This is a genomic window from Phenylobacterium sp. SCN 70-31 (assembly GCF_001724605.1).
In the GTDB taxonomy this organism is placed as follows: Bacteria; Pseudomonadota; Alphaproteobacteria; order Caulobacterales; family Caulobacteraceae; genus Phenylobacterium.
In genome coordinates this window covers 145368-166839 of record NZ_MEEX01000005.1, presented here as the reverse complement: position 1 = coordinate 166839, position 21472 = coordinate 145368, and the positions used below count along the sequence as shown (strand labels likewise).

General features: G+C 70.4%; 15 protein-coding genes and 1 pseudogene. 8 read left to right on the top strand and 8 right to left on the bottom strand.

Annotated elements, in window-relative coordinates; translation table 11 throughout:
* Positions 1–33: 33 nt before the first annotated feature.
* A pseudogene (locus ABS78_RS23885) lies at positions 34–201 on the bottom strand (helix-turn-helix transcriptional regulator); the annotation flags it as partial.
* Between the two features lie 162 nt (positions 202–363).
* Here ABS78_RS23885 and ABS78_RS05295 point away from each other — a divergent pair.
* Positions 364–1905, top strand: coding sequence for a response regulator (locus ABS78_RS05295; protein ID WP_293375768.1), 1542 nt, complete (start codon positions 364–366; stop codon positions 1903–1905).
* Positions 1906–2022: 117 nt separating this feature from the next.
* Complete coding sequence (locus ABS78_RS05290) at positions 2023–3744, top strand: MFS transporter (RefSeq protein WP_363082707.1); 1722 nt, start codon at positions 2023–2025, stop codon at positions 3742–3744.
* Here ABS78_RS05290 and ABS78_RS05285 read toward each other — a convergent pair.
* From ABS78_RS05285 to rlmN, 3 genes are read right to left on the bottom strand one after another with little or no spacing between them, the layout of a single operon-like run.
* Complete coding sequence (locus ABS78_RS05285) at positions 3723–4553, bottom strand: serine protease (RefSeq protein WP_293375766.1); 831 nt, start codon at positions 4551–4553, stop codon at positions 3723–3725. The genes ABS78_RS05290 and ABS78_RS05285 overlap by 22 nt on opposite strands.
* Positions 4554–4567: 14 nt before the next feature.
* Complete coding sequence (locus tag ABS78_RS05280) at positions 4568–4987, bottom strand: DUF350 domain-containing protein (RefSeq protein WP_293375764.1); 420 nt, start codon at positions 4985–4987, stop codon at positions 4568–4570.
* Between the two features lie 47 nt (positions 4988–5034).
* The gene (gene rlmN / locus ABS78_RS05275) at positions 5035–6231 is read right to left on the bottom strand and encodes a 23S rRNA (adenine(2503)-C(2))-methyltransferase RlmN (RefSeq protein WP_293375762.1); all 1197 of its coding nucleotides are present in this window, start codon (positions 6229–6231) and stop codon (positions 5035–5037) included.
* Between the two features lie 142 nt (positions 6232–6373).
* On the opposite strand from rlmN, the gene ABS78_RS05270 reads away from it, so the two are divergent.
* Positions 6374–7372 (top strand): NADPH:quinone oxidoreductase family protein, encoded by a 999-nt coding sequence (locus ABS78_RS05270; RefSeq protein ID WP_293375760.1) that lies wholly within the window; start codon positions 6374–6376, stop codon positions 7370–7372.
* Between the two features lie 5 nt (positions 7373–7377).
* On the opposite strand, the gene ABS78_RS05265 is transcribed toward ABS78_RS05270, so the two are convergent.
* On the bottom strand, positions 7378–9528 hold the full coding sequence (locus ABS78_RS05265; protein ID WP_293375758.1) for an ATP-binding protein: 2151 nt from the start codon (positions 9526–9528) through the stop codon (positions 7378–7380).
* Positions 9529–9654: 126 nt separating this feature from the next.
* Between ABS78_RS05265 and ABS78_RS05260 the strand changes: the two genes are divergently transcribed.
* Both ABS78_RS05260 and ABS78_RS05255 read left to right on the top strand, forming a co-directional pair.
* The gene (locus ABS78_RS05260) at positions 9655–10509 is read left to right on the top strand and encodes an SDR family oxidoreductase (RefSeq protein WP_293375756.1); all 855 of its coding nucleotides are present in this window, start codon (positions 9655–9657) and stop codon (positions 10507–10509) included.
* Positions 10506–11426, top strand: a complete 921-nt coding sequence (locus tag ABS78_RS05255; RefSeq protein WP_363082704.1) for a DMT family transporter — start codon at positions 10506–10508, stop codon at positions 11424–11426. The genes ABS78_RS05260 and ABS78_RS05255 overlap by 4 nt, the downstream gene beginning before the upstream one ends.
* 6 nt (positions 11427–11432) lie before the next feature.
* Here the strand turns inward: ABS78_RS05255 and ABS78_RS05250 are convergent, their stop codons facing one another.
* A complete protein-coding gene (locus tag ABS78_RS05250; RefSeq protein ID WP_293375754.1) occupies positions 11433–11849 on the bottom strand; it encodes a YkvA family protein in 417 nt (138 codons plus the stop codon).
* A gap of 54 nt (positions 11850–11903) precedes the next feature.
* On the opposite strand from ABS78_RS05250, the gene ABS78_RS05245 reads away from it, so the two are divergent.
* Positions 11904–12683 (top strand): SDR family NAD(P)-dependent oxidoreductase, encoded by a 780-nt coding sequence (locus tag ABS78_RS05245; protein ID WP_293375752.1) that lies wholly within the window; start codon positions 11904–11906, stop codon positions 12681–12683.
* 99 nt (positions 12684–12782) lie between these two features.
* On the opposite strand, the gene ABS78_RS05240 is transcribed toward ABS78_RS05245, so the two are convergent.
* Together ABS78_RS05240 and ABS78_RS05235 are read right to left on the bottom strand one after the other, a co-directional pair.
* On the bottom strand, positions 12783–13256 hold the full coding sequence (locus tag ABS78_RS05240) for a hypothetical protein (protein WP_293375750.1): 474 nt from the start codon (positions 13254–13256) through the stop codon (positions 12783–12785).
* A gap of 86 nt (positions 13257–13342) precedes the next feature.
* Entirely contained in the window at positions 13343–14872 is a 1530-nt protein-coding gene (locus tag ABS78_RS05235; RefSeq protein ID WP_293375748.1) for a helicase HerA-like domain-containing protein, read from the bottom strand.
* A gap of 301 nt (positions 14873–15173) precedes the next feature.
* On the opposite strand from ABS78_RS05235, the gene ABS78_RS05230 reads away from it, so the two are divergent.
* Positions 15174–16325, top strand: coding sequence for an AI-2E family transporter (locus ABS78_RS05230; protein WP_293375746.1), 1152 nt, complete (start codon positions 15174–15176; stop codon positions 16323–16325).
* Between the two features lie 214 nt (positions 16326–16539).
* Positions 16540–21459 carry an NAD-glutamate dehydrogenase gene (locus ABS78_RS05225; protein WP_293375744.1) on the top strand — a complete coding sequence of 1640 codons (4920 nt, stop codon included), beginning with the start codon at positions 16540–16542 and terminating at the stop codon, positions 21457–21459.
* Positions 21460–21472 lie beyond the last annotated feature (13 nt).

Sequence of the window (21472 nt, the reverse complement as noted above, 5' to 3'; positions counted from 1 at the left end):
GACAGCGTCGAGTTCGCGCAGGATGCGGGCGGCCTGGAAGCGGTCATCGACGCCCAGTTTCCGCCGCGCGCGGTCGCAGTAGGTATCGACGGATGTCTTGGACATGCCGAGCTGTCGGGCGATCTGCTTCGAGCTGAGATGCTGGTCGACGAGCCGCAGGCAATCACGTTCCCGCTGTGTCAACGCATCGACAGGGTTCATGACGTCCGTCACAACGCACTCCGGTCCTTGGTCTCCAGTAAACGACGGCTTTGCCGCTACGTCTACTTTGACGCGTGGATTCTTTCGCCTCGCGTTGTTTTGTCGCCGCTTGTGGCGCCGCTTGACTCGCCGTTAAGGCGTTGCGCCTAAGCCTTGCGCGCCATGCGCAGAACGCCACGTCCCCTATCCGAGCGCCGGCCGACCCGCGCCCAGATCAGCGCGGAGCAGCTCGCCTCGCTCAGCCACGAATTCCGCACGCCGCTCAACGGCGTGCTGGGCATGGCGCGGCTTCTGGAAGGCACCCGCCTGACCGCCGAACAGCGCGCCTACGTGGCCGCGCTCCACGACAGCGGCGAGCATCTTCTCACCCTGGTGAACGACGTCCTCGACTTCGCCAAGCTGGGCGCCGGCCGCGTCGAGCTGCATGCGGCGCCCATGGAGCTGGAGGGGCTGCTGCGCGGCGTGGCCGAGCTGCTGTCGCCGCGGGCGCGCGAAAAGGGGCTGGAGATCGCCTGGGCCGCGCCGCAGACGCCCGCACAGATCCACGCCGACGAAGGCCGCCTGCGGCAGATCCTGCTGAACTTCGCCGGCAACGCCGTGAAGTTTACGGAGACGGGCGGCGTCCTGATCACCGCCGACGCACCCGAGCCGGGACGCGTCCGATTCGCGGTGGAGGATACCGGGCCCGGTGTGTCCAAGTCGGACCGCGATCGAATCTTCGAGGCCTTCGCCCAGGCCGATGCGAGCCATGCCGACCTGGGCGGCGCGGGCCTCGGCCTGGCGATCGCGCGCCGTCTCGCGCGAGCCATGGGCGGCGAGGTTGGGGTCGAGAGCGCAGCCGGGGGCGGCGCCTGCTTCTGGTTCGAGGCCGCCCTCCCGGGCCTGCCGGCCGCGGTGACCGAGCCGGCGCTGGCGGGACGGACGATCGGCGTCGCCTCGCCCAGTGCGGTGGTGCGCGACGCCGCGCGTCTGCAGATCGAGGCCTGCGGCGGCCAGGCGGCGTGTGCGCCGACTGCCGCGGAGGCTGCTGCCATGACCCGTCCGGGCGACGTCGTGCTGGTCGACGCCGCCTTCGCGACGGCGAACGGATCGCTTCGCGCGCCGTCCCAACGGCGCGCCATCGTGCTGCTGGCGCCGGACGAGCGCGAGCGCATCGCCCGCTACCGTCGGGCGGGTTTCGCCGGCTACCTCATCAAGCCGCTGCGCCGGGCCTCGCTGGCCGAGCGGGTGCTGATCGCCGCGGGCGCCGCCCCGGCCGCCGACGCCGCGCCGCGCGAGGACGAGCGGATCGCCGCCGCGGCCGCGCCCGGCGTGCGGGTGCTGCTGGTCGAGGACAATCCCATCAACGCGCTTCTGGCCAAGGCGCTCCTGACCCGCGAAGGCTGCGAGGTGGAGCACGCGGTGGGTGGCGAGGAAGCCCTGGTCGCCGCCGACGTGGGCGCCTACGATATCATCCTGATGGACATGCGGATGCCCGGCCTTTCGGGCGAGGACACTGCGCGTCGCCTGCGCGCCGACGGCGTGACCACGCCGATCGTGGCCCTGACCGCCAACGCCTTCGAAGACGACCGCCATGCGTGCCTGGCGGCGGGCATGGACGACTTCCTGGTCAAGCCGCTGTCTCCCGACGCGCTGCGCGGCGCGCTCACGCGCTGGACCAGCCCCGGCTGGACGAAGCCCGCGGCGCGCGCCAAGGTCGGGTGACCTAGAAGGTCGGGCGCGGGGGCGCCTTCGCTCCGGAGACCCGTCTTGAACGCGGACGCCGCGGAACCCAAACGAGGCGGGCCGCCTGGACGCGGCGCCCTAGCCCAACGGGGAGCCGTGGCCGCCCTCGCGGTCTTCGTGGAACGCCGGGCGCTGGTGATGCTGGCGCTCGGCTTCGCCTCGGGCCTCCCGAACCTGCTCATCTTCGACACCCTGTCGCTCTGGCTGCGCGAGGCCGGCCTGTCTCTTCAGGTCATCTCGATCTTCGCGCTCGCCACGCTGAGCTATTCCCTGAAGTTCCTCTGGGCCCCGCTCATCGACCGCACCCGCGTGCCGTTGCTCACCGGCCTCCTGGGCCACCGGCGAAGCTGGATGATCGTGCTCCAGGTCCTGCTGATGCTGGGCCTCTGGATGATCTCGGGCGTCGATCCGGCCCGCGACCTGGCGCTGATGGCCGCCTTCGCCGCCCTGGTGGCCTTCGTTTCGGCGACCCAGGACATCGTCATCGACGCCTGGCGCATCGAGGCGGCCGAGGTGGAGAAGCAGGGGGCCATGGCCGCCGCCTACCAGTGGGGCTACCGCATCGCCATGATCGTCGCCGGCGCCGTGCCGCTGATCCTGGCCGAAGCCTATGGCTGGAGCGCGTCCTACGCCGTCATGGCTGCCCTCATGCTGGCGGGCGTGGCGGGGGTGCTCGGCGCGCCCCGCGAGAAGGCGCACGCCGTCCGCCCGATCCACGCCGAGGGCGTGCCCAGCCGGCCCCTGCTCGAACTGCCCGAGTGGCTGGCGCGTTTCGCGGTCTTCGGCCTGGGCGCGCTGCTGCTCGGCTCGGGCCTCGCCGCCGACGCCTCGCTGCTGGCGGCCCTGCTTGCCGGCGCCGGCGCGCCCGACGCGGGCGAGGCGGTGCGGGCGGCCTGGGCGGCCCGGCCGGAGGGCGTGTATCTTCAACTCCTGTCCGTCGCCGTGGGCCTGGGCGTGATCGTGCTGGCGATCCTGCCGATCCCGGGCGTCCGGACACGGCCGGGCGTCTATCTCTTCGCGGCCCTGGGCGATCCGTTCCGCGACTTCCTGGTCCGCTACCGCGGCGTGGCGGCGCTGATCCTGGCGCTGATCTGCCTCTATCGGCTGTCGGACTTCGTGCTCAACATCATGAACCCGTTCTACGCCGACCTCGGTTTCAGCAAGATCGAGATCGCCGAGGCGCGGAAGGTGTTCGGCGTGGTGATGACCGTGCTGGGGGTGGGCCTGGGCGGTTTCCTGGTGGCGCGGCTAGGCCTGATGCGGGCGCTGGTGATCGGCGCCTTCGCGGGACCGGTCAGCAACCTCTCCTTCGCCTGGCTCGCCACCCAGGGGCCGCAACTCTGGGCCCTGTTCGTCGCCATCGGCATCGACAACGTGGCCGGTGGAATCTCCGGCACCTGCCTGATCGCCTACATGTCGAGCCTGACGTCCGCCGGGTTCACGGCGACCCAGTACGCACTGTTCTCGTCGCTCTACGCCCTGCCCGGCAAGCTGATCGCCTCACAGTCCGGGCGCATCGTGGAATCGTCGGCCGCCGCGGCGGACGCGGGGGGGCCGATCTCGGGCCTGAAGGCGCTGTTCGCCGGGCTGCCGCCCGAAGCCTTCGCGGGGGCGATGGAGAAATCCCAGGTCAGCCCGGCGGCGCTGGGCGCGGGCTATGTGCTCTTCTTCATGTATTCCTCGGCGCTGGGCGTCGCGGCCGTGGTGCTGGCGTTCATGGTCGCCGGGCGACAGCCCGAGGCCCCTGGGGGACCGGAGGCCAGTGGAGAACCGGCCCGCGGGGAGCCGGGGGACGCTCAATCCAGGCAGAGCACCTGAGCCACCTGAAGCTCGCGGCGCAGGTCGTCGGCGACATAGAAGTAGTTCTGCGGGGTGATCGTCTGCCGCGCGGTTCCGGCGCCGTCCGGCCGGCGCCCGTTGGACGACAGGGTCTCCCGCACCATCTCGGGCGCGGTGGTGTAGATGCGACCGCGCCGCGGACTCTCGGCGATGGTGACGCCCAGCACCCGGCCCTGGGCGTCGAGGGCCGGGGCGCCGGACAGTCCGCCCAGAGAACCCTTCAACCCGTCGGTTCGGCCCGTCTCGGCCCAGACCAGGACCGGCTCGCTACGGGCGCCGTGGCCGCGCACCACCAGGGTCTCGCGTCCCAGCAGGCGCGAGCTGGCTTCGCCCGGCTCGCCCTGCGGGAAGCCGGGATGGAACGCTCGCTGTCCGCGCCGCAACGGCTCGGTGAGGCTGAGCGGGAGGGCGTCGGAACCGCCCTCGGTGAACAGCAATGCGGCCTCGCTGCGCGGGTCGACCCGGACGTCGACGGCCACGCCGGTCGAAGGGCCGACGACGATCACCGGCTTGTCGCAGCCGTCCACCACGTGGCGGGCGGTGAGCCAGACTCCGGAGCGGGCGATGGAGAACGCGGTGCCGGCGGCCGGCCCGGTCTTCTTCGGCACGTCCACGACCACCGAGGGGTCGAAGGGCGAGGCCGGCCCCACCACCTCGCCCAGCGGTTCGGAACCCTTGGGCGGCGGCGGCGGCGCATCGGCGCGCTCGTCCCGCCCCAGAGCGGCGAACAGCACGGCCACGACGACGGCGGCGTAGATCGCCCAGTCGGGGAGTCGTGGAAAGCGCATGGCCGCCGCTCGGCCTAGCTGCGCGCGGCGGCCACGAGCAGGGCCGTCGCGATCTTGGCGCCCACCAGGAGGGCCGCGGCCGAGATCTCACCCTCCTGGATGCGCCTGGGCAGGCCGCGCAGGATGATGTCGACCAGGCGGAAGACGAGGAGCTGGACCACCACCGTGACGGCGCCCCAGAGGCCGATCTCGATGACGTTGGCCGAGGCCTTGAGCGAGGCCGAGAGCGGGATGGCGAGGCCGATCAGCACGCCGCCCAGCGAGACGGCCGCCGCCGTGTTGCCCTCGCGGATCAGGCTGATCTCCTTGTGCGGGGTCAGCAGGACATAGGCCGCCGCACCGATCAGCAGGATCACGATGGTGACGCTCGCATGCGCCAGGAAGATCGGGAAACCGGCGGCGAAAGCCTGGATCTCAGGCGAGGTCGTGGGCATGCGTGGAATCCCGATACTGCGGGCGGAGCCTTAGCACGGCCGAGCTTCTACCCGGAAACGGGGGTGTCCTCGACCCCGGCTTTCCCGGTTTCGGCCTGGCCCGCCTCGGCCCGGCGCCGGGCGCTGGCCCGCTGCTTCTCGCTCTCGCTCTTGAGCTGACCGCAGGCGGCCAGGATGTCGCGGCCGCGCGGCGTGCGGATGGGCGAGGCGTAGCCGCCGCGGTTCAGGATCGCCGCGAACTGCTCGATCGTGGACCAGGAGGAGCACTCGTAGTCCGTGCCGGGCCAGGGGTTGAACGGAATCAGGTTGATCTTGGCCGGAACGCCCTTGAGGAGCTGGACCAGGGCCTTGGCCTCGGCCGGACTGTCGTTGACGCCCTTCAGCATGACGTACTCGAAGGTCACCCGGCGGGCGTTGCCCAGGCCGGGATAGGCGCGGATGCCGGCCATCAGCTCCGCAAGCGGATACTTTCTGTTGAGCGGCACCAGCTTTTCGCGCAGCTCATCGTTGGTGGCGTGCAGCGAGATGGCCAGCATCGCTTGCGTCTTCTCGCCGAGCGCCTGGAGCTGGGGGACCACGCCCGAGGTCGACACCGTGATCCGCCGGCGCGAGATGGCGATGCCCTCGTTGTCGGCGATGATGTCGATGGCCTTGGCCACGTTGTCGAGGTTGTAGAGCGGCTCGCCCATGCCCATGAACACGATGTTCGACAGGCGTCGGTCCTCCTTCGGCGAGGGCCATTCGCCGAGGTCGTCCCGGGCCACCTGGACCTGGGCCACGATCTCTGCGGCGGTCAGGTTGCGCACCAGGGCCTGGGTGCCCGTGTGGCAGAAGGTGCAGTTCAGCGTGCAGCCGACCTGGGAGCTGACGCAGAGCGCGCCGGCCCGGCCCACATCGGGAATGTAGACGGTCTCGACCTCGATCCCGGGGCCCATGCGGATCAGCCACTTGCGGGTGCCGTCTTTCGACACCTGACGCTCGACCACTTCCGGGCGGGCGAGGGTGAAGGCTGCGACCATCGCGGCGCGCGTGTCCTTGGCGATGTCGGTCATCGCGGCGAAGTCGGTGACGCCGTAGTGATGGATCCAGCGCCAGGCCTGCGAGGCGCGCATCTTCGCCTTCTCGCGCGGACAGACACCCGCCTCGACCAGGGCGTCGGCCAGCTCCTGGCGGGAAAGGCCCGTCAGGTTGGTCGGCGTCACCGGCCGGGCCGGCGCACGGCTGAGATCGAGGGTCACGCCCAAGGTTCGGATCCTTCTGGAAGGCGGCGAATATAGGGGAGAGAGAGGCCGTCACCAAATTCGACACGCGACAGGCACTTCAAACATCCGTTCGACCCCGCTAGGGTCGCGCCCCAATCATTCGAGAACGCGGGAGAAGGCGTCCATGAAAGCGCTGTTGAGCAAGGCTGTCGGCGGGCCCGAGACCCTGGTGCTGGAAGAGGTGGCCGATCCCGTGGCCAAGCCCGGTCATGCGGTGGTCGAGGTGAAGGCGATCGGGGTCAACTTCCCCGACGTGCTGATCATCGAGGACAAGTATCAGTTCAAGCCCGAGCGGCCCTTCTCGCCCGGCGGCGAGATCAGCGGGATCGTGAAGTCGGTGGGCGAGGGCGTCACCCACGTGAAGCCGGGCGACCGCGTGCTGGGCAACACCGGCTGGGGCGGCATGGCCGAGCAGATCGCGCTCGAGGCGCATCGTCTGGTGAAGATCCCCGACGCCATGCCGTTCGACGACGCGGCGGCCTTCATCATGACCTACGGCACGAGCTGGCACGCGCTGAAGGACCGCGCGAACCTCCAGGCGGGCCAGTCCCTGCTGGTGCTGGGCGCCGCGGGCGGCGTGGGCCTGGCGGCGGTCGAACTGGGCAAGGCGATGGGCGCGACGGTGATCGCCGCGGCCTCGAGCCAGGAGAAGGTGGATCTCTGCATCAGCCGAGGGGCGGCCTCGGGCGTGGTCTATCCCAAGGGCCCGTTCGACCGCGACGGGCAGAAGGCGCTGGCCGGCCTGTTCAAGGACGCCACGGCCCCCAACGGCGCCGACGTGATCTACGACGCCATCGGCGACGCCTACGCCGAGCCCGCGCTGCGCTCGATCGCCTGGGAGGGCAAGTACCTCGTGGTGGGCTTCGCCGCTGGCGAGATTCCCAAGATCCCGCTCAATCTGGCCCTGCTGAAGGGCTGCGAGATCGTGGGCGTGTTCTGGGGCGCCTGGGTGGGCAAGAACCCGAAGAAGCACCAGGAGAGCGTGGCCGAGCTGATGCAGATGTACGTGGATGGCAAGATCAAGCCGCACGTCTCCGAGACCTTCAGCCTGGCCGACGCCCCCAAGGCCATCGCGCACCTCGCCAGCCGCAAGGCGATGGGCAAGGTGGTGGTGACGGTCTAGACGCCTCAGGCGGCGTCGCGCCGCGCCGCCCAGCGGCCGATCGCGCCGAGCAGCTCGCCGGCGTCGATCGGCTTGCCGATGTGGTCGTTCATACCGCCGGCCAGGCAGGCCTGGACCTGCTCGGGCAGGATATTGGCCGACAGCGCCACGATCGGCGTGAGGCGGTTGAGGTCGCAGTTGGCCCGTATCGCCGCGGTGGCGGCCAGTCCGTCCATCCCGGGCATCTGGAGATCCATCAGGATCAGGTCGAACCGCGAATGCAGCGCCGCCTCGACGGCGGCGGCGCCGCTGGCGGCTTCGACGACCGTCAGGTCGAAGGGCTCCAGCATCGCGGCGACGAGTTCGCGATTCACCGACACGTCGTCGACCATCAGAATGCGGATTGCCGACAGTTCGGCGCCGGCCGTCGGGTCCGAGACCGCGGTCTCGGCGGGCGCCGTAGCGTGCGCGATGGGGATGGTGAACCAGAACGTCGAGCCGACCCCGGGCGTGCTTTCCACGCCGATCCGGCCCCCCATGATCTCGACGAGCCCTTTCGAGATCGCCAGGCCCAGTCCGGTGCCCCCGTGCTGGCGGGTGGCCGATCCGTCGACCTGTGAGAAGCGCTGGAACAGCCGTCCGGCCACCTCGGCCGGTACGCCGATCCCCGTGTCGCGCACCGCGATCCTGAGGCTGGAACGGTCGGAGGATGTCTCCGCGGAGATCGTGACACCGCCCTCGGCCGTGAACTTCACGGCGTTGGTGAGAAGGTTCAAAGCGATCTGCCGAAGTCGCGCGCCGTCCGCCGCGATCCAGGCCGGCAGGTCGTGGTCGGTCTCGAGCGTGAGGCTCAGGCCCTTGGCCGCCGCCTGGTCGCGCACGAGATCGGCGATCTCCTCGACGAACGCCCGCGGGTCCAGGGGTTGCGGATCGAGCTGGACCTGGTCGGCCTCGAGTTTGGAGAAGTCGAGCACGTCGTTGACCACCGCCAGCAGGGCGTCGGCGCTGGTGTGGATGCGGCTGGCGTAGCGGCCGGCGTCGGCCGGAAGGCCCGGAATCGTCCTCAGCAGCCGGGCGAACCCGATGACGCCGGTCAGGGGTGTGCGGATCTCGTGGCTCATGTTGGCCAGGAACTGGCTCTTGGCGACCGTCGCGGCCTCCGCCTCGGCCGTCTTGCGGCGCAGTTCGTCCTCCAGCGCCACCCGCGCGGTGACATCCCTCAGGATCGCCATAGCGCCGACGTGGCGGCCGTCGTCGTCGCTGATGGGCGAGGTGGCGCCTTCCAGGAAGATGAGCTCGCCGTCAGGGGTCCACGTCCGCCAGACGCTCTGATCCGTGGCGGCCGCCGGCTGGCCCGCGGCCAGGTCTTGCAGAAATGCGGCGTTGCGGTCGAGTTCGCAGGGGTCGAGAAACTCGCGGACGTTGCGCCCGATCAGATCCGAGGGATCGGCGGCGTAGCGGCTCGCCGCCGGCGACAGGTATTCGAGGCGTCCTTCCACGTCGTAGCGGATGATGATGTCGGGCGAGCGTTCGGCGAGCTGCCGATAGCGCGCCTCGCTCTCTCCGAGCTGGGCCAGCGCGGCCTCGGCCTGACGCCGGCTGCCGTCGAGGTTGTGATGCACGGCGCGCAGGGCCCGGTAGACGACGTAGGGGCTGGCCAGCAAGGTCACGAGCCGCCACGGCTCCCCGCCCAGCAGCAGATCCGCACCCGCGGCGACCTGAACCGTCACGACGGCCAAAAGAGGGGCGGTGAGATGAAGCCAGAGGCGTCGCGGCCGTTCATAGTCTCGCGCCAGGATCTGGAACATCACCACGCCAAACAGCGTGACCCCCAAGGTCTGCGCGGCGCCCGTGTGGAAAATGGTGAGGTAGAGGCCGGCGAGGGAATAGCCGGCGCTGGTCAGCCAGATGCAGGGCCGGACCGCGTCCGGTCCCTTGGGCCCCGCCTCGGGCCAGACCGCTTCGCTCAGCGCCAGGACCAGCATGGCGGCGAGCCAGATCGCGGGCAGGGTCCAGCCGGCGAACGGCACGGCCGCGGCGAACACGATCAGCGCGGAAGCTGCGCCCAGGGCCGGATTCGAGGCGGCCGGGTCGGCGAGGGCCGCACGGGCCAGCGCCGCCGCCCACTTGCCGGGACGGCGTATCGACATCGGTGTCGGCGATATTCGGAGACTCATGCCCTGCCGTCCTGTGTGTCGTCGGGCGTATTCCGGCAGCGCTGAAGATTTCGTTCGCGCGACGCCGTTGCCACGTCCCCGGGAGCGGGCCTAGTAACCGCCGATAAGATACGGGAGGGCGACACGATGGGCAGGCTGGACGGCAAGGTGGCGGTGATCACCGGCGGGGCGTCGGGCATCGGGCTCGGGACGGTGGAGCTGTTCGTCGCCGAGGGCGCGAAGGTGGTGGCCGCCGACATCCAGGACGAGAAGGGCGCCATGCTGGAGACGCGGTTCCCCGGCGTCGTCCGCTACGCCCATTGCGACGTGACGAAGGAGGCCGAGATCGCCGCGGCGATCGGGCTGGCCGTCTCGGAGTTCGGTGGCCTGGATATCCTTTTCAACAACGCCGGCATCTCCGACGGCATGCGCGAAATCCCGGCCATCGAGGCCGAGACCTGGAGCTGGATCTACGACGTCCTCGTCCGCGGCCCGGCGCTCGGCATGAAGCACGCTGTCCCGGCCATGCTGGCCCGCGGCGGCGGCTCGATCGTCAACACGGCGTCGATCGCGGGCCTCCAGGCGGGCTTCGGCCCCATCGCCTATTCCTCCGCGAAGGCCGCCGTGATCCACATGAGCCGGGTGGCCGCCGCCCAGCTCAGCCCGCAGGGAATCCGCGTCAACGCCATCTGCCCCGGACTGATCGCCACCTCGATCTTCGGCGCTTCGCTGGGTCTGCCACGCGCGGTCGCCGACCAGATGGCGGCGCGGGTGGCCGAGAACGCCGCCAAGGTCCAGCCCACGCACAAGGCGGGCGTGCCCGACGACATCGCCCAGGCCGCGCTCTTTCTGGCCTCGGACGCCGCCGCCTTCGTCACCGGCACGCACATCGTCGTCGATGGCGGCATCACGGTGGGCCCGCGGCACGCCTGGGACCAGAGCGGGCCATCGCCCTTCGCGGAGATGTTCGGCGAGGCGCTGGCCTCGTCCCCGCCCGCGTGACGCGCGGCGTCGCCTCGAACCTGTCTCCGAACATCCAGGGCGCGCTCTGGATGCTGCTCTCGGCCGTGACGTTCTCGATCATGGCCACGCTGATCAAGTTCCTGGGCGAGGACTATCCGGCCTCGCTCCAGACCTTCTATCGCCAGGCGGCCGGCGCGGTGATCCTGCTGCCGGTCATTCTGCGTCACCGCGGAGCGGCGTTCGCCACCCGCCGCCCGGGCATCCTGCTCTTCCGGGCCAGCGCCGGGACGATCGGGATCATCCTGTCGTTCTACGCCTTCCAGCATATGCCGCTGGCCGATGCGAACGCGCTCTCGTTCACCCGCACCCTCTGGCTCGTGCCGCTGGCGATCTTCGTCGTGAAGGAGAAGGTGGGACCTCTGCGGATCGGGGCGGCGGTCGTGGGGTTCCTCGGCGTGCTGCTGATGGTGCGGCCCGGCGCGGGGGGCGAGTTCGCCGTGGGCGCGCCCGCGCTGGCCATGCTGGCGTCGTCCTTCCTGTTCGCACTGACGGTGACGGGCATGAAAGTGCTGACGCGGGATCATGCGCCCCGGGTGATCCTGGTCTGGTCGACCTTCCTCGGCCTGCTGTTCGCCATTCCGGGCGCAGCCCTGACCTGGCGCGTTCCGGAGCCGACCGACCTTGTCCTGCTCTGTGCGATGGGCGCCATCGGCGTGGTCAACCAGGCCTGCTACATCAAGGGCATGTCGCTGGGCGACGCCGCGGCCATGGCGCCCATCGACTATACGCGCCTGATCTTCAGCGCCGTGATCGGCTTCTTCGTGTTCGCCGAGGTCCCGACCGTCTGGACCATGGCCGGCGCCCTGATCGTGGCCGGCTCGACGCTGCTCATCACCTGGCGGGAACAGCGGCTGGCGCGGTCGGCGAAGCTCAGCGCCGAGCCCGACGGGCGCTGACCGGGTTCAGTCGTCGCCCCGCAGCCGCTCGATGTCGCGCCGGGCGGCCGCCCGGTGCTGCGGCTTGAGGTTCTTGCCGATGATCGCCAGCAGGGCGGTGAAGACCGCCGCATCGTCGGTGTAGCCGAGCCCTGCGATGAAGTCGGGCACCGCGTCCACCGGCATGACGAAGTAGGCCAGGGCGGCGAACATCATTCCCTTGGCCGCCAGGGGCGTATCGTCGTCCCGGGCGCAGTACCAGACCGCCAGAGCGTCGCGGGCGAACGGAATCTTCGCCGCCACCCGGGCGATCTTGGGCCAGAAGCCCGCCCGCACCCGCCGTTCGTTGACCTGCATGACCGAGGGCACGAGCGCGCGCTCGGGCGCGATCGGAGCCATCGCATCGAAGCTGACGTCAGGTGACGCTTTTTTGCCGCCGCTCATCGGGCTAAAGCCTCTGCCGATTTCATTCCGCCATCATATGGGAGCGGTTGTTCCATGAAACTCGATTCCTCCGTCGCGGCCGTCATTACCGGCGGCGCCTCGGGCCTCGGCGAGGCCACCGCCCGCGCGCTGGCCGCCCAGGGCGTCAAGGTCGCCATCTTCGACATGAACGAACAGAAGGGCGAAGCGGTCGCCAAGGAGATCGGTGGCGTCTTCTGCAAAGTCAACGTCACCTCGGAAGAGGAAGTGGACGCGGCCTTCGCCAAGGCCCGCGAGGCGCATGGCCAGGAGCGCATCCTGGTGAACTGCGCCGGCACCGGCAACGCGATCAAGACCGCGGGCCGCGACAAGCAGACGGGCGAGACCAAGCACTTCCCGCTGGATGCGTTCAACTGGATCATCCAGATCAACCTCGTCGGCACCTTCCGCTGCATCGCCAAGTCGGCGAAGGGCATGCTGGACCTCGAGCCGGTGGACGGCGAGCGCGGCGCGATCGTCAACACCGCCAGCGTGGCGGCCGAGGACGGCCAGATGGGGCAAGCGGCCTATTCGGCGTCGAAGGGCGGCGTGGTCGGCATGACCCTGCCCATCGCCCGCGACCTGGCCGGCGACGGCATCCGCGTCAACACCATCCTGCCGGGCATCTTCAACACGCCGCTGATGAACGCCGCCCCGCCCCAGGTGAAGGAGGCGCTGGCCGCCTCGGTGCCGTTCCCCAAGCGCCTGGGCAACGCCGAGGACTACGCGTCGCTCGCGCTCCAGATGATCACCAACCCCTACTTCAATGGGGAAGACGTCCGCCTGGACGGCGCCATCCGGATGGCGCCCCGGTAGGACGACGCGATCTCCGACGACCGAAGGGGCCCGGTGTCGACCGGGCCCTTTTTGTTGAGCCCCTTTTCGTACAGGCGGGGGCCGCCGTCGCGACTGCGCTCAGTGGACCGTTTGGCTCTCGCCCTCGACGCACCGGGCGGGCAGGGGCCAGCCCTCGGCGGCCATCGCCCGGTTGAGCCGGACGCCCAGGCCGATCACGATCGAAGGGTCGCGCAGGATCGGCTCCAGCAGCGCGTAGGCCAGGGCGCCGTCCACCGGCGCCGAGCCACAGGCCACGATCAGGCGCTGGGCGTCGGTGGAGACCCCGCCGCAGTCGGGGCAGGTCAGCGCCAGAGGGCGGCGGCTGCCGGTCTCCACCGCCTGGATCCAGGCGATGAACAGGGTGGCCGTGCGCGCCGACACCCTGCGGCCCAGGGCCGCGGCCACCGCCTGATGCGGTCGATGCCCCGAAATCCGCATGCGGGCCCAGGCGCGCACCCCGGCGAACAGCAGGCGTTCAGCGGGAGTCAGCCCCACCTTGCACGCGGAGGGTTCGCCGGCGTCAGGCTCCGCCCGATCCCTGGATACCGACATGCGCGCGCCCTTCTTGCGATTAAGTCGCAAGAACAGTGCGGCGGCCCTTGTTGCGAGTCAATCGCAATAAAGATCCGGAAGCGGCGTCATCGCCGCTTCGTCGCCCGGCTGCCGCCGGTGAGGCCGCCGAGGACGCCGCGGATCAGCTCGCGCCCGACCTGGTTGGCCACGTTTCGCACGAGGGTGCTGGTGAAGACCTCGGTCATGGTCATGCGCGACGAGGCCCGGGCCGCCTTGGGCGCCTTGGCGGCGGGTTGTTTGGCCGCCGCCCTGGCCTCGGCTTCGCGCTGGGCCGCCGCCGCCGTCTCGGCCTGCGCCGTCGCGGCGGCCTGCGACGCCTGGACTGCGCGGCCCTGGAGCACTTCGAACGCCGACTCGCGGTCCTTGGCCTCGTCGTAGAGCCCGCGGACCGGACTCTGGGCCATGACGCCCGCGCGCTCGGGCGGCGTCAGCGGGCCGAGGCGCGAGGCGGGAGGCCGGATGAGAGTCTTCTGCACCACCGTCGGGGCGCCCTTCTCGTCCAGCACCGAGACCAGGGCCTCGCCGACGCCCAGGCCCTGGATCGCCTCGGCGGTGTCGAAGGCGGGGTTGACGCGGAAGCTGCCGGACGCCGCCTTCAGCCCCCGCTGCTCGGCCGGCGTATAGGCGCGCAGCGCATGCTGGATACGGTTGCCGAGCTGGCCCAGGACCACGTCCGGGATGTCGGCGGGATTCTGGGTGACGAAGTAGACGCCGACCCCCTTGGACCGGATCAGGCGCACCACCTGCTCCACCTTTTCCAGCAGCGGCTTGGGCGCATCGCGGAACAGGAGGTGCGCCTCATCGAAGAAGAAGGCCAGGCGCGGCTTCTCCGGGTCGCCCACCTCGGGGAGCTCCTCGAACAGTTCGCTCATCAGCCACAGGAGGAAGGTGGCGTAGAGCCGCGGCGAGGTGATGAGCTTGTCGGCCGCCAGCACGTTCACATAGCCCCGGCCCGAGCCGTCCGTGCGCATGAGGTCCGAGAGCTGGAGCGCCGGCTCGCCGAAGATGTGCCCGCCGCCCTGGTCCTCGAGGACCAGGAGCTTGCGCTGGATCGTGGCGACGGTCGTGCCCGAGAGGTTGCCGTATTTCGCCGACAGCGCCTTGGCGTTCTCGGAGGCCCAGTTCAGGGCCGCGCGCAGGTCCTTCAGGTCGATGAGCAGCAGGCCTTCCTCGTCGGCGGCGCGGAACACCACCGAGAGCGCGCCTTCCTGGGTGTCGTTCAGTTCCAGAATCCGCGAGAGGAGCAGCGGACCCATCTCCGAGATGGTGGCCCGGATCGGATGGCCCTGCTGTCCGAACAGGTCCCAGAAGACGGTCGGGGCGGCGACGGGATTCAGCGCCAGGCCCATCTTCTCGGCGCGGGCGAGCATCTTGTCGTTCGGCGCTCCGACCGCGGCGATGCCGGACAGGTCGCCCTTCACGTCGGCGCAGAACACCGGCACCCCGGCGTCCGAGAGGCCCTGAGCCAGGATCTGGAGCGTCACCGTCTTGCCCGTGCCGGTCGCACCGGCCACCAGCCCGTGCCGGTTGGCGCGATGCAGCAACAGATGCTCGGGGTGGTCCGAAACCCCGATCAGAACGCCGTTTTCGCTCATTCCCAGCCACTCCTCCGTCCGCCGGCGCCGCCACACGGACACCCGAAGATCACGAAAGCCGCCGAGGTGCGCCCCTTGCCGGACGACGCCTCGCGCACCCTGCGTTCTTTCGTGTTTTTCGCCCCCAGATCAACGGAGAAACCGGAGGATCGCGCGCCAGCCTAAGGTGACGCTTCGTGCCGGATTTTGCACGCCCGTGGCAAAATACCTCCAAACCCGATGGGAACCAGGGTAGAGCGAACCCGATTTGACGTCACTTGCGGCGCCGCCGAAAGTCCCGCCGAGTCGAACGAGAGCGCCGATGCCAGCCCAAGGCCCCCCGACGGCCGACGCCGTTTCCCGCAACGCCGTGGTGATCCTGGCGACCATCGCCTGCGGGACGATCCTCTACGTCCTCTCCGACATCCTGACGCCGCTGGCGCTCGCGCTCTTCCTCGCGGTGATGATCGACAGCTTCGCCCGCGTGCTCGAACAGCGGGCGCCTTTCGTCTCCAAGCGGTTCGCCATGCCGCTGGCGATCGTGCTGTCTGTGTTCATCTTCGGCGCCGCGGCGTTCTTCATCGCCGACAACGCCACCTCGTTCGCGACCCAGCTCGTCGCCTACGCGCCGAAGCTCAACGGTCTCATCGCGCGGCTGGCGGCGCTGGCCGGCATGGACGCCCCGCCGTCCCTGACCCAGCTCGTGCAGGAGCTGAATCCCGCCAGCTACCTGGGCCAGGTCGCCCAGAGCCTCCAGAGCTTCGTCTCCACGGCCGTCTTCGTGCTGGTCTACCTGGGCTTCATCCTGGCCTCCCGGCGCGGCTGGGAGCGCAAGGCCATCCACCTGTTCGCGACGCGGGACGAGCGGCAGGAGGCGGTTTCGGCCTTCCTGCGCATCCGCAACGGCGTCGAGCAGTACCTGTGGGTGCAGACGGTCACCGGCCTGATGATCGCGGTCGCCTCCTGGCTGGCGATGGTGGCGGTGGGCCTCGACAACGCGCTCTTCTGGGCGATCCTGATCTTCATCGCCTCCTACATCCCCTTCGTGGGCGGGGTGATCGCCGTCGCCGCGCCGCCGATCTTCGCCCTGCTCCAGTTCGACACCCTCTGGCAGGCGATCGTCCTGTTCGTGGTCCTGCAGGCGGTCACGACCTTCGTCGGCAACGTCGTCCTGCCGCGGATGCAGGGCCGGAGCCTCAATATCGACCCCATCGTGCTGCTGCTCGCCCTGGCGTTCTGGACGGTCGTCTGGGGATTGACCGGCGCCTTCCTGTCGACGCCGCTGACCACGGTGATGATGGTCATCCTCGCGCAGTTCGCGGGCACGCGCTGGATCGCGGTGATCCTGTCCGAGGACGGCGATCCCGGCGAGCTGCGGCGAGAAACGGAGCCGGCTCCGGAGGAAGTGGCCAAGGCGACCAGAGCATCCAGGCCGGCCCGCAAGCCGCCCGCCAGGCGACGATCAAGTTCTTGAGAGCAGGGGCTTCAATCGTGAGGATCGCATTCCTACATGAAGCGTGTCGGACGGCGAGTTCGTCCGACAGGTGCGCCCGTCCCCCAACCCCGCGGGCGCAGCGAGCACCCCGCGTTCCGCCGCTCCCCCACGGCGGAACCACGCGCCGCCGGACACTCTCCTCCGGCGGCGTTCTCGCATCCGGGGGGGGCCGTTTCACAGCGGGCGCCGTCCGATGAGCCGCAAACCTCAGGCCAAGACCCGCAACACTTCGCCCCGCACGGCGTCCGCCGGCGATCCGCCCCGCGTAGGCCTGGCCCTCTCTCGCGCCCTGCTGGCGGAGCTGCGAGACGATCCCGAGGCCGTCGGCGTCAAGGCGTTCGCCCGCCAGGTGGCTGCCGACGCCGAACCCGACGAGCTGGCCGAGCTCGGCGCTGCGGGCCTGGCGCGCAACCTCGCCGAGGTCTGGCGCTTCGCCGGGCGGCGGCGGGGCCGCAGTCCTCAGGTGCGCATCGCCCCCGCTTTGGACGCCGAGCTCGACCGGCTGGAGATCGTGCAGGACGACGCGCCTTTCCTCGTCGACAGCGTCATGGGCGAGATCGCCGACCAGGGCCTGAACGTGCGGGCCATGTTCCACCCCATCGTCGAGGTGGCCCGCGACCGCGCCGGCTATCGCGCCCCGGGCGGGACGCCGCGCCGCGAGTCGATGATCGCCGTGATGCTCGAGCCGATCGGCGTCGACCGAGAGGCCGCGCTGATCGAGGGGGTCAAGGACACCCTGGCCGACGTCCGCGCCGCGGTGGACGATTTCCCCGCCATGCTGGATCTGATGGGCCGCACGGTCGAGGAGCTTCGGGCGTCGGGCAAGGCGCGTCCCGACGAGGTGGCCTTCCTGGAGTGGCTGCACGCCCAGCACTTCGTGTTCCTGGGCGCCCGCGTCTACGAGTATCCCCGCCTCAAGAACGGCGACTACGCGGCCGCCGAGCCGCTGTACCAGCCCACCGATGGCCTGGGCGTCCTGCGGGATCCCGACCGCACGGTGTTGCGGCGCGCCAACGAGCCGGCCGTGCTGATGGGCGCCATGAAGGACCGTATCGTCCGCGACCCGGCGCTCACCATCGCCAAGTCGAACGTCAAGAGCCGCGTCCACCGCCGTGGCTACATGGACTATGTGGGGGTCAAGCGGTACGGCGCCGACGGTCGTCCCTCGGGCGAGGTGCGCTTCGTGGGCCTGTTCACCGCCGAGGCCTACGACCAGCCCGCCGGGACCGTTCCGCTGGTCCGGGAGAAGGTGGCGCGTGTCCTCGCCCGCGCCGGCGCGGCGCCCGGCAGCTACAACGAGAAGCGCCTCAAGAACATCGTCGAGAACCATCCGCGCGACGAACTCTTCCAGATCAGCGAGGACGATCTGCTGCGGATCGCGCTGGGCGTCCTGCACCTGTCGGATCGCCCCCGCGTGCGTCTGTTCGAGCGCAAGGACCCCTTCGACCGCTTCGCGTCGATCCTGCTGTTCGTGCCGCGCGACCGCTACGATTCCGATCTTCGGAAGCGGGCGGGCGAGATCCTGGCCGCGGCGTACGGCGGCCGCCTGTCGGCCTACTACCCCAGCTTCAACGACACGCCGCTCGCCCGGGTTCACTTCATCATCGGGTTCACGCCGGGCCATCACCGGGCCCCGGACCTGAGCCGCGTCGAGGCCGAAATCGCCGAGGCCTCGCGCACCTGGGAAGATCGCTTCGAAGCCGCGGTGCGCGCCGGCGCCCAGGACCCGGAGACCGTGGGCGAAACCGTCGCCCGCTATCGCGACGCGTTCCCGGCGGGCTACCGCGACCGCTTCGATGCAGGCGAGGCCCTGGCCGACCTGGCCGTGCTGGACCGGTTCGGCGATGCGTCGATCCGGGTCCGGGCCTACCGGACGGACGGCGACAACGCCCTTCAGTTCCGCTTCAAACTCTACCGCAAGAGCCAGCCCGCGCCGCTGGCCGAGGTGCTGCCGATCCTGGAGAACATGGGCCTGAAGGCGATGGCCGAGGCCGGGTTCGCGGTGACGCCGGCCGACGGTGAGACGGTCTGGGTCCACGACTTCGAGATCGAGGATCCGCGGGGCGGGGACCTGATCTTCGCCGAACTCAAGGGCGTCTTCGAGGACGCCGTGGCCGCCGTCTGGAGCGGGCGCACCGAGAACGACGGGTTCAACCGGCTGGTCATGGAGCTGTCGCTGCCCTGGCGCGACGTGGCCCTGGTGCGGGCTCTGGCGCGATACCGCCAGCAGTCGGGGCTCGACCCGTCGCAGCGGGTGCAGGAAGAGGCGCTGTCGAACCATCCCGGCGTGACCCGGCTGATCCTCGACCTGTTCCGCATCCGGTTCGACCCCGCGTTGGCGGTCGGGCTGGAGGCGCGCCAGGCCCAGGCCACCTCGGTGATGGACGAGATCGTCCAGGCGCTGCAGGCCGTCGAGAGCCTGGACGACGACCGCGTCCTGCGCCGCCTGGCCCTGCTGGTGGGCGCCATTCAGCGCACCAACTTCTACCAGCGTGCGCCCGACGGCGCGCCCAAACCCTATATCTCGTTCAAGGTGGCCAGCGGCGTGCTGGCCGACCTGCCGGCGCCCAAGCCGTTCCGCGAGATCTTCGTCTGGTCCACGGCGGTCGAGGGCGTCCACCTGCGTTTCGGCCCGGTGGCCCGCGGCGGCCTGCGGTGGAGCGACCGGCGCGACGACTTCCGCACCGAAGTCCTCGGGCTGGTGAAGGCCCAGCAGGTCAAGAACGCCGTGATCGTGCCGGTGGGCTCGAAGGGTGGATTCTATCCCAAGCAGCTTCCCAAGGGCGGCTCACCCGAGGCGGTGCGCGCCGAGGCGATCGCCGCCTACACGACCTTCCTGTCGGGCCTGCTGGACCTCACCGACAACCTGGACGCCGCCGGCAAGGTGGTGCGTCCCGACGCGGTGATCGCCCACGATGGCGACGATCCCTACCTCGTGGTGGCGGCCGACAAGGGCACGGCCACCTTCTCGGACATCGCCAACGCACTGGCCGAATCCTACGGCTTCTGGCTGGGCGACGCCTTCGCCTCGGGCGGGTCGGCCGGCTACGACCACAAGGCGATGGGCATCACGGCCCGCGGCGCCTGGGAGGCGGTGAAGCGTCACTTCCGCGAGATGGGCAAGGACATCCAGTCCGAGCCCTTCACCGTCGTCGGCTGCGGCGACATGTCGGGCGACGTGTTCGGCAACGGCATGCTGCTGTCGCGCCAGATCCGCCTGCAGGCCGCCTTCGACCATCGCCACGTCTTCCTCGACCCCGACCCCGACCCGGCGGCCGGCTACGCCGAGCGCGAGCGCCTCTTCGCCCTGCCGCGGTCCTCGTGGGACGATTACGACCGGGCCAGGATCAGCGAGGGCGGCGGCGTCTTCGCCAGGTCTCTGAAATCCATTCCGCTCAGCCCCGAAGTCCGCGCCTTCCTTGGGACGCAGGCCGAGGCGCTGTCGCCCGCCGAGGTCATCAACCTGATCCTCAAGGCGCCGGCCGAGCTGCTCTATCTGGGCGGCATCGGCACCTATGTGAAGGCGCGTCACGAGACCCAGATGGACGCCGGCGACAAGGCCAACGACGCCGTGCGCGTCAACGGCGACGAGTTGCGCGTGAAGGTGGTCGGCGAGGGCGCGAACCTGGGGCTGACGCAGGCCGGCCGCATCGAGTTCGCGGAAGCGGGCGGGCGTATCAACACCGACGCGATCGACAACTCGGCGGGTGTGGATTCCTCGGACCACGAGGTGAACATCAAGATCGCCGCCGGCATGCTGGAACGTCAGGGCCAGCTCACCCGCCGCCGCCGCGACACGATCCTGAAGGCGATGACCGACGACGTGGCCGCCCATGTCCTTCGTCACAACTACGAACAGACCCTGGCGCTGTCGCTGCTGGAGATGGACACGGTCGGCGAACTCGACCCGCATGCGCGCTTCATGGCCGACCTGGAGCATGCCGGACGCCTCGACCGGGCCGTGGAAGGCCTGCCCGACGCGCCGAAGATCGCCGAGCGCCTCAAGGCGGGCCGCGGCCTGTCGCGCCCCGAGCTCGCCGTCCTGCTCGCCTACGGCAAGCTGGAGCTGAAGCGTATGATCGTCGCCAGCCGGGCGCCCGCCGACCCGTTCCTGGAACAGCGCCTGGAGGCCTATTTCCCCAAGAAGGTGCGCAAGGCCTGGGAGGCGCCGATCCGCGCCCACCGGCTCAGGCCCGACATCATCGCGACGGTGGTGGCCAACGACATGGTCAACCGCTGCGGACCCAGCTTTCCGACCCGCACCATGACGTCCGCGGGGTGCGACGTCGTCGCGCTCACCGCCGGCTACGAAGCCGCCAAGCAGGCGCTGGGCTTCGAGACGCTCTGGGCGGACGTGGAGGCGCTGGACCTGAAGATTCCGGCGGCGGGCCAGATGGCCCTTTTCCGTCGGCTGGTCTCGGGGCTGCGGGGCGCCACCTTCTGGCTCGCCCGGCGCTCGGGGCGCGAGGGGCTCGATGTGGCCGCGCTGGAGGCGCGGTACGCCCCGGGGTTCCACAGCCTGCGCGCCCTGATGCCCGATGTGCTGTCGGCGGCCGAGCGCGCCGCCGTCGACGCCCAGGTGACGGCGCTGACGGCGGCTGGCGCGCCCGAGGCCCATGCCCGGGCGGCGGCGGTGCTCGGCCCGCTGACCAACGGCGCCGACCTTGTCGACCTCGCCGAGGCTTCGAGCTGGCCGCTGCCGAACGTGGCGCGCCTCTACTACGCAACCGGCGCGGCGTTCGCCTTCGACCGGCTGCGGGCCGCGGCCGGCGGCTTCAGGGCGGGCGATATCTTCGAGCGGACGGCGCTTCGGCGCCTGATCGAGGATCTGCTGGCCGGACAGGCGCAGCTCACCCGGGCCATCATGACCTTCGCGGGGGGCGCGCAGGCGGGCGACGATCCCGAGCGGGCGGACAAGGCCGTGGCGTCTTGGGCGGCGCTGCGGTCGGATGCGGCGCTGGCGGCCGTGCGGACCATCGAGGAGGTCGAGGCCGGTGGGGGCGACTGGTCCTTCGCCAAGCTCACCATCGCGAACGCCGCGCTCCGCGAACTCGCCGCCGAAGCCGCCGGCGGCCGACGGAAGGCTGGTCAGGCGGCCCGTAACGGGTCCTGAGCCGGAGCCATCC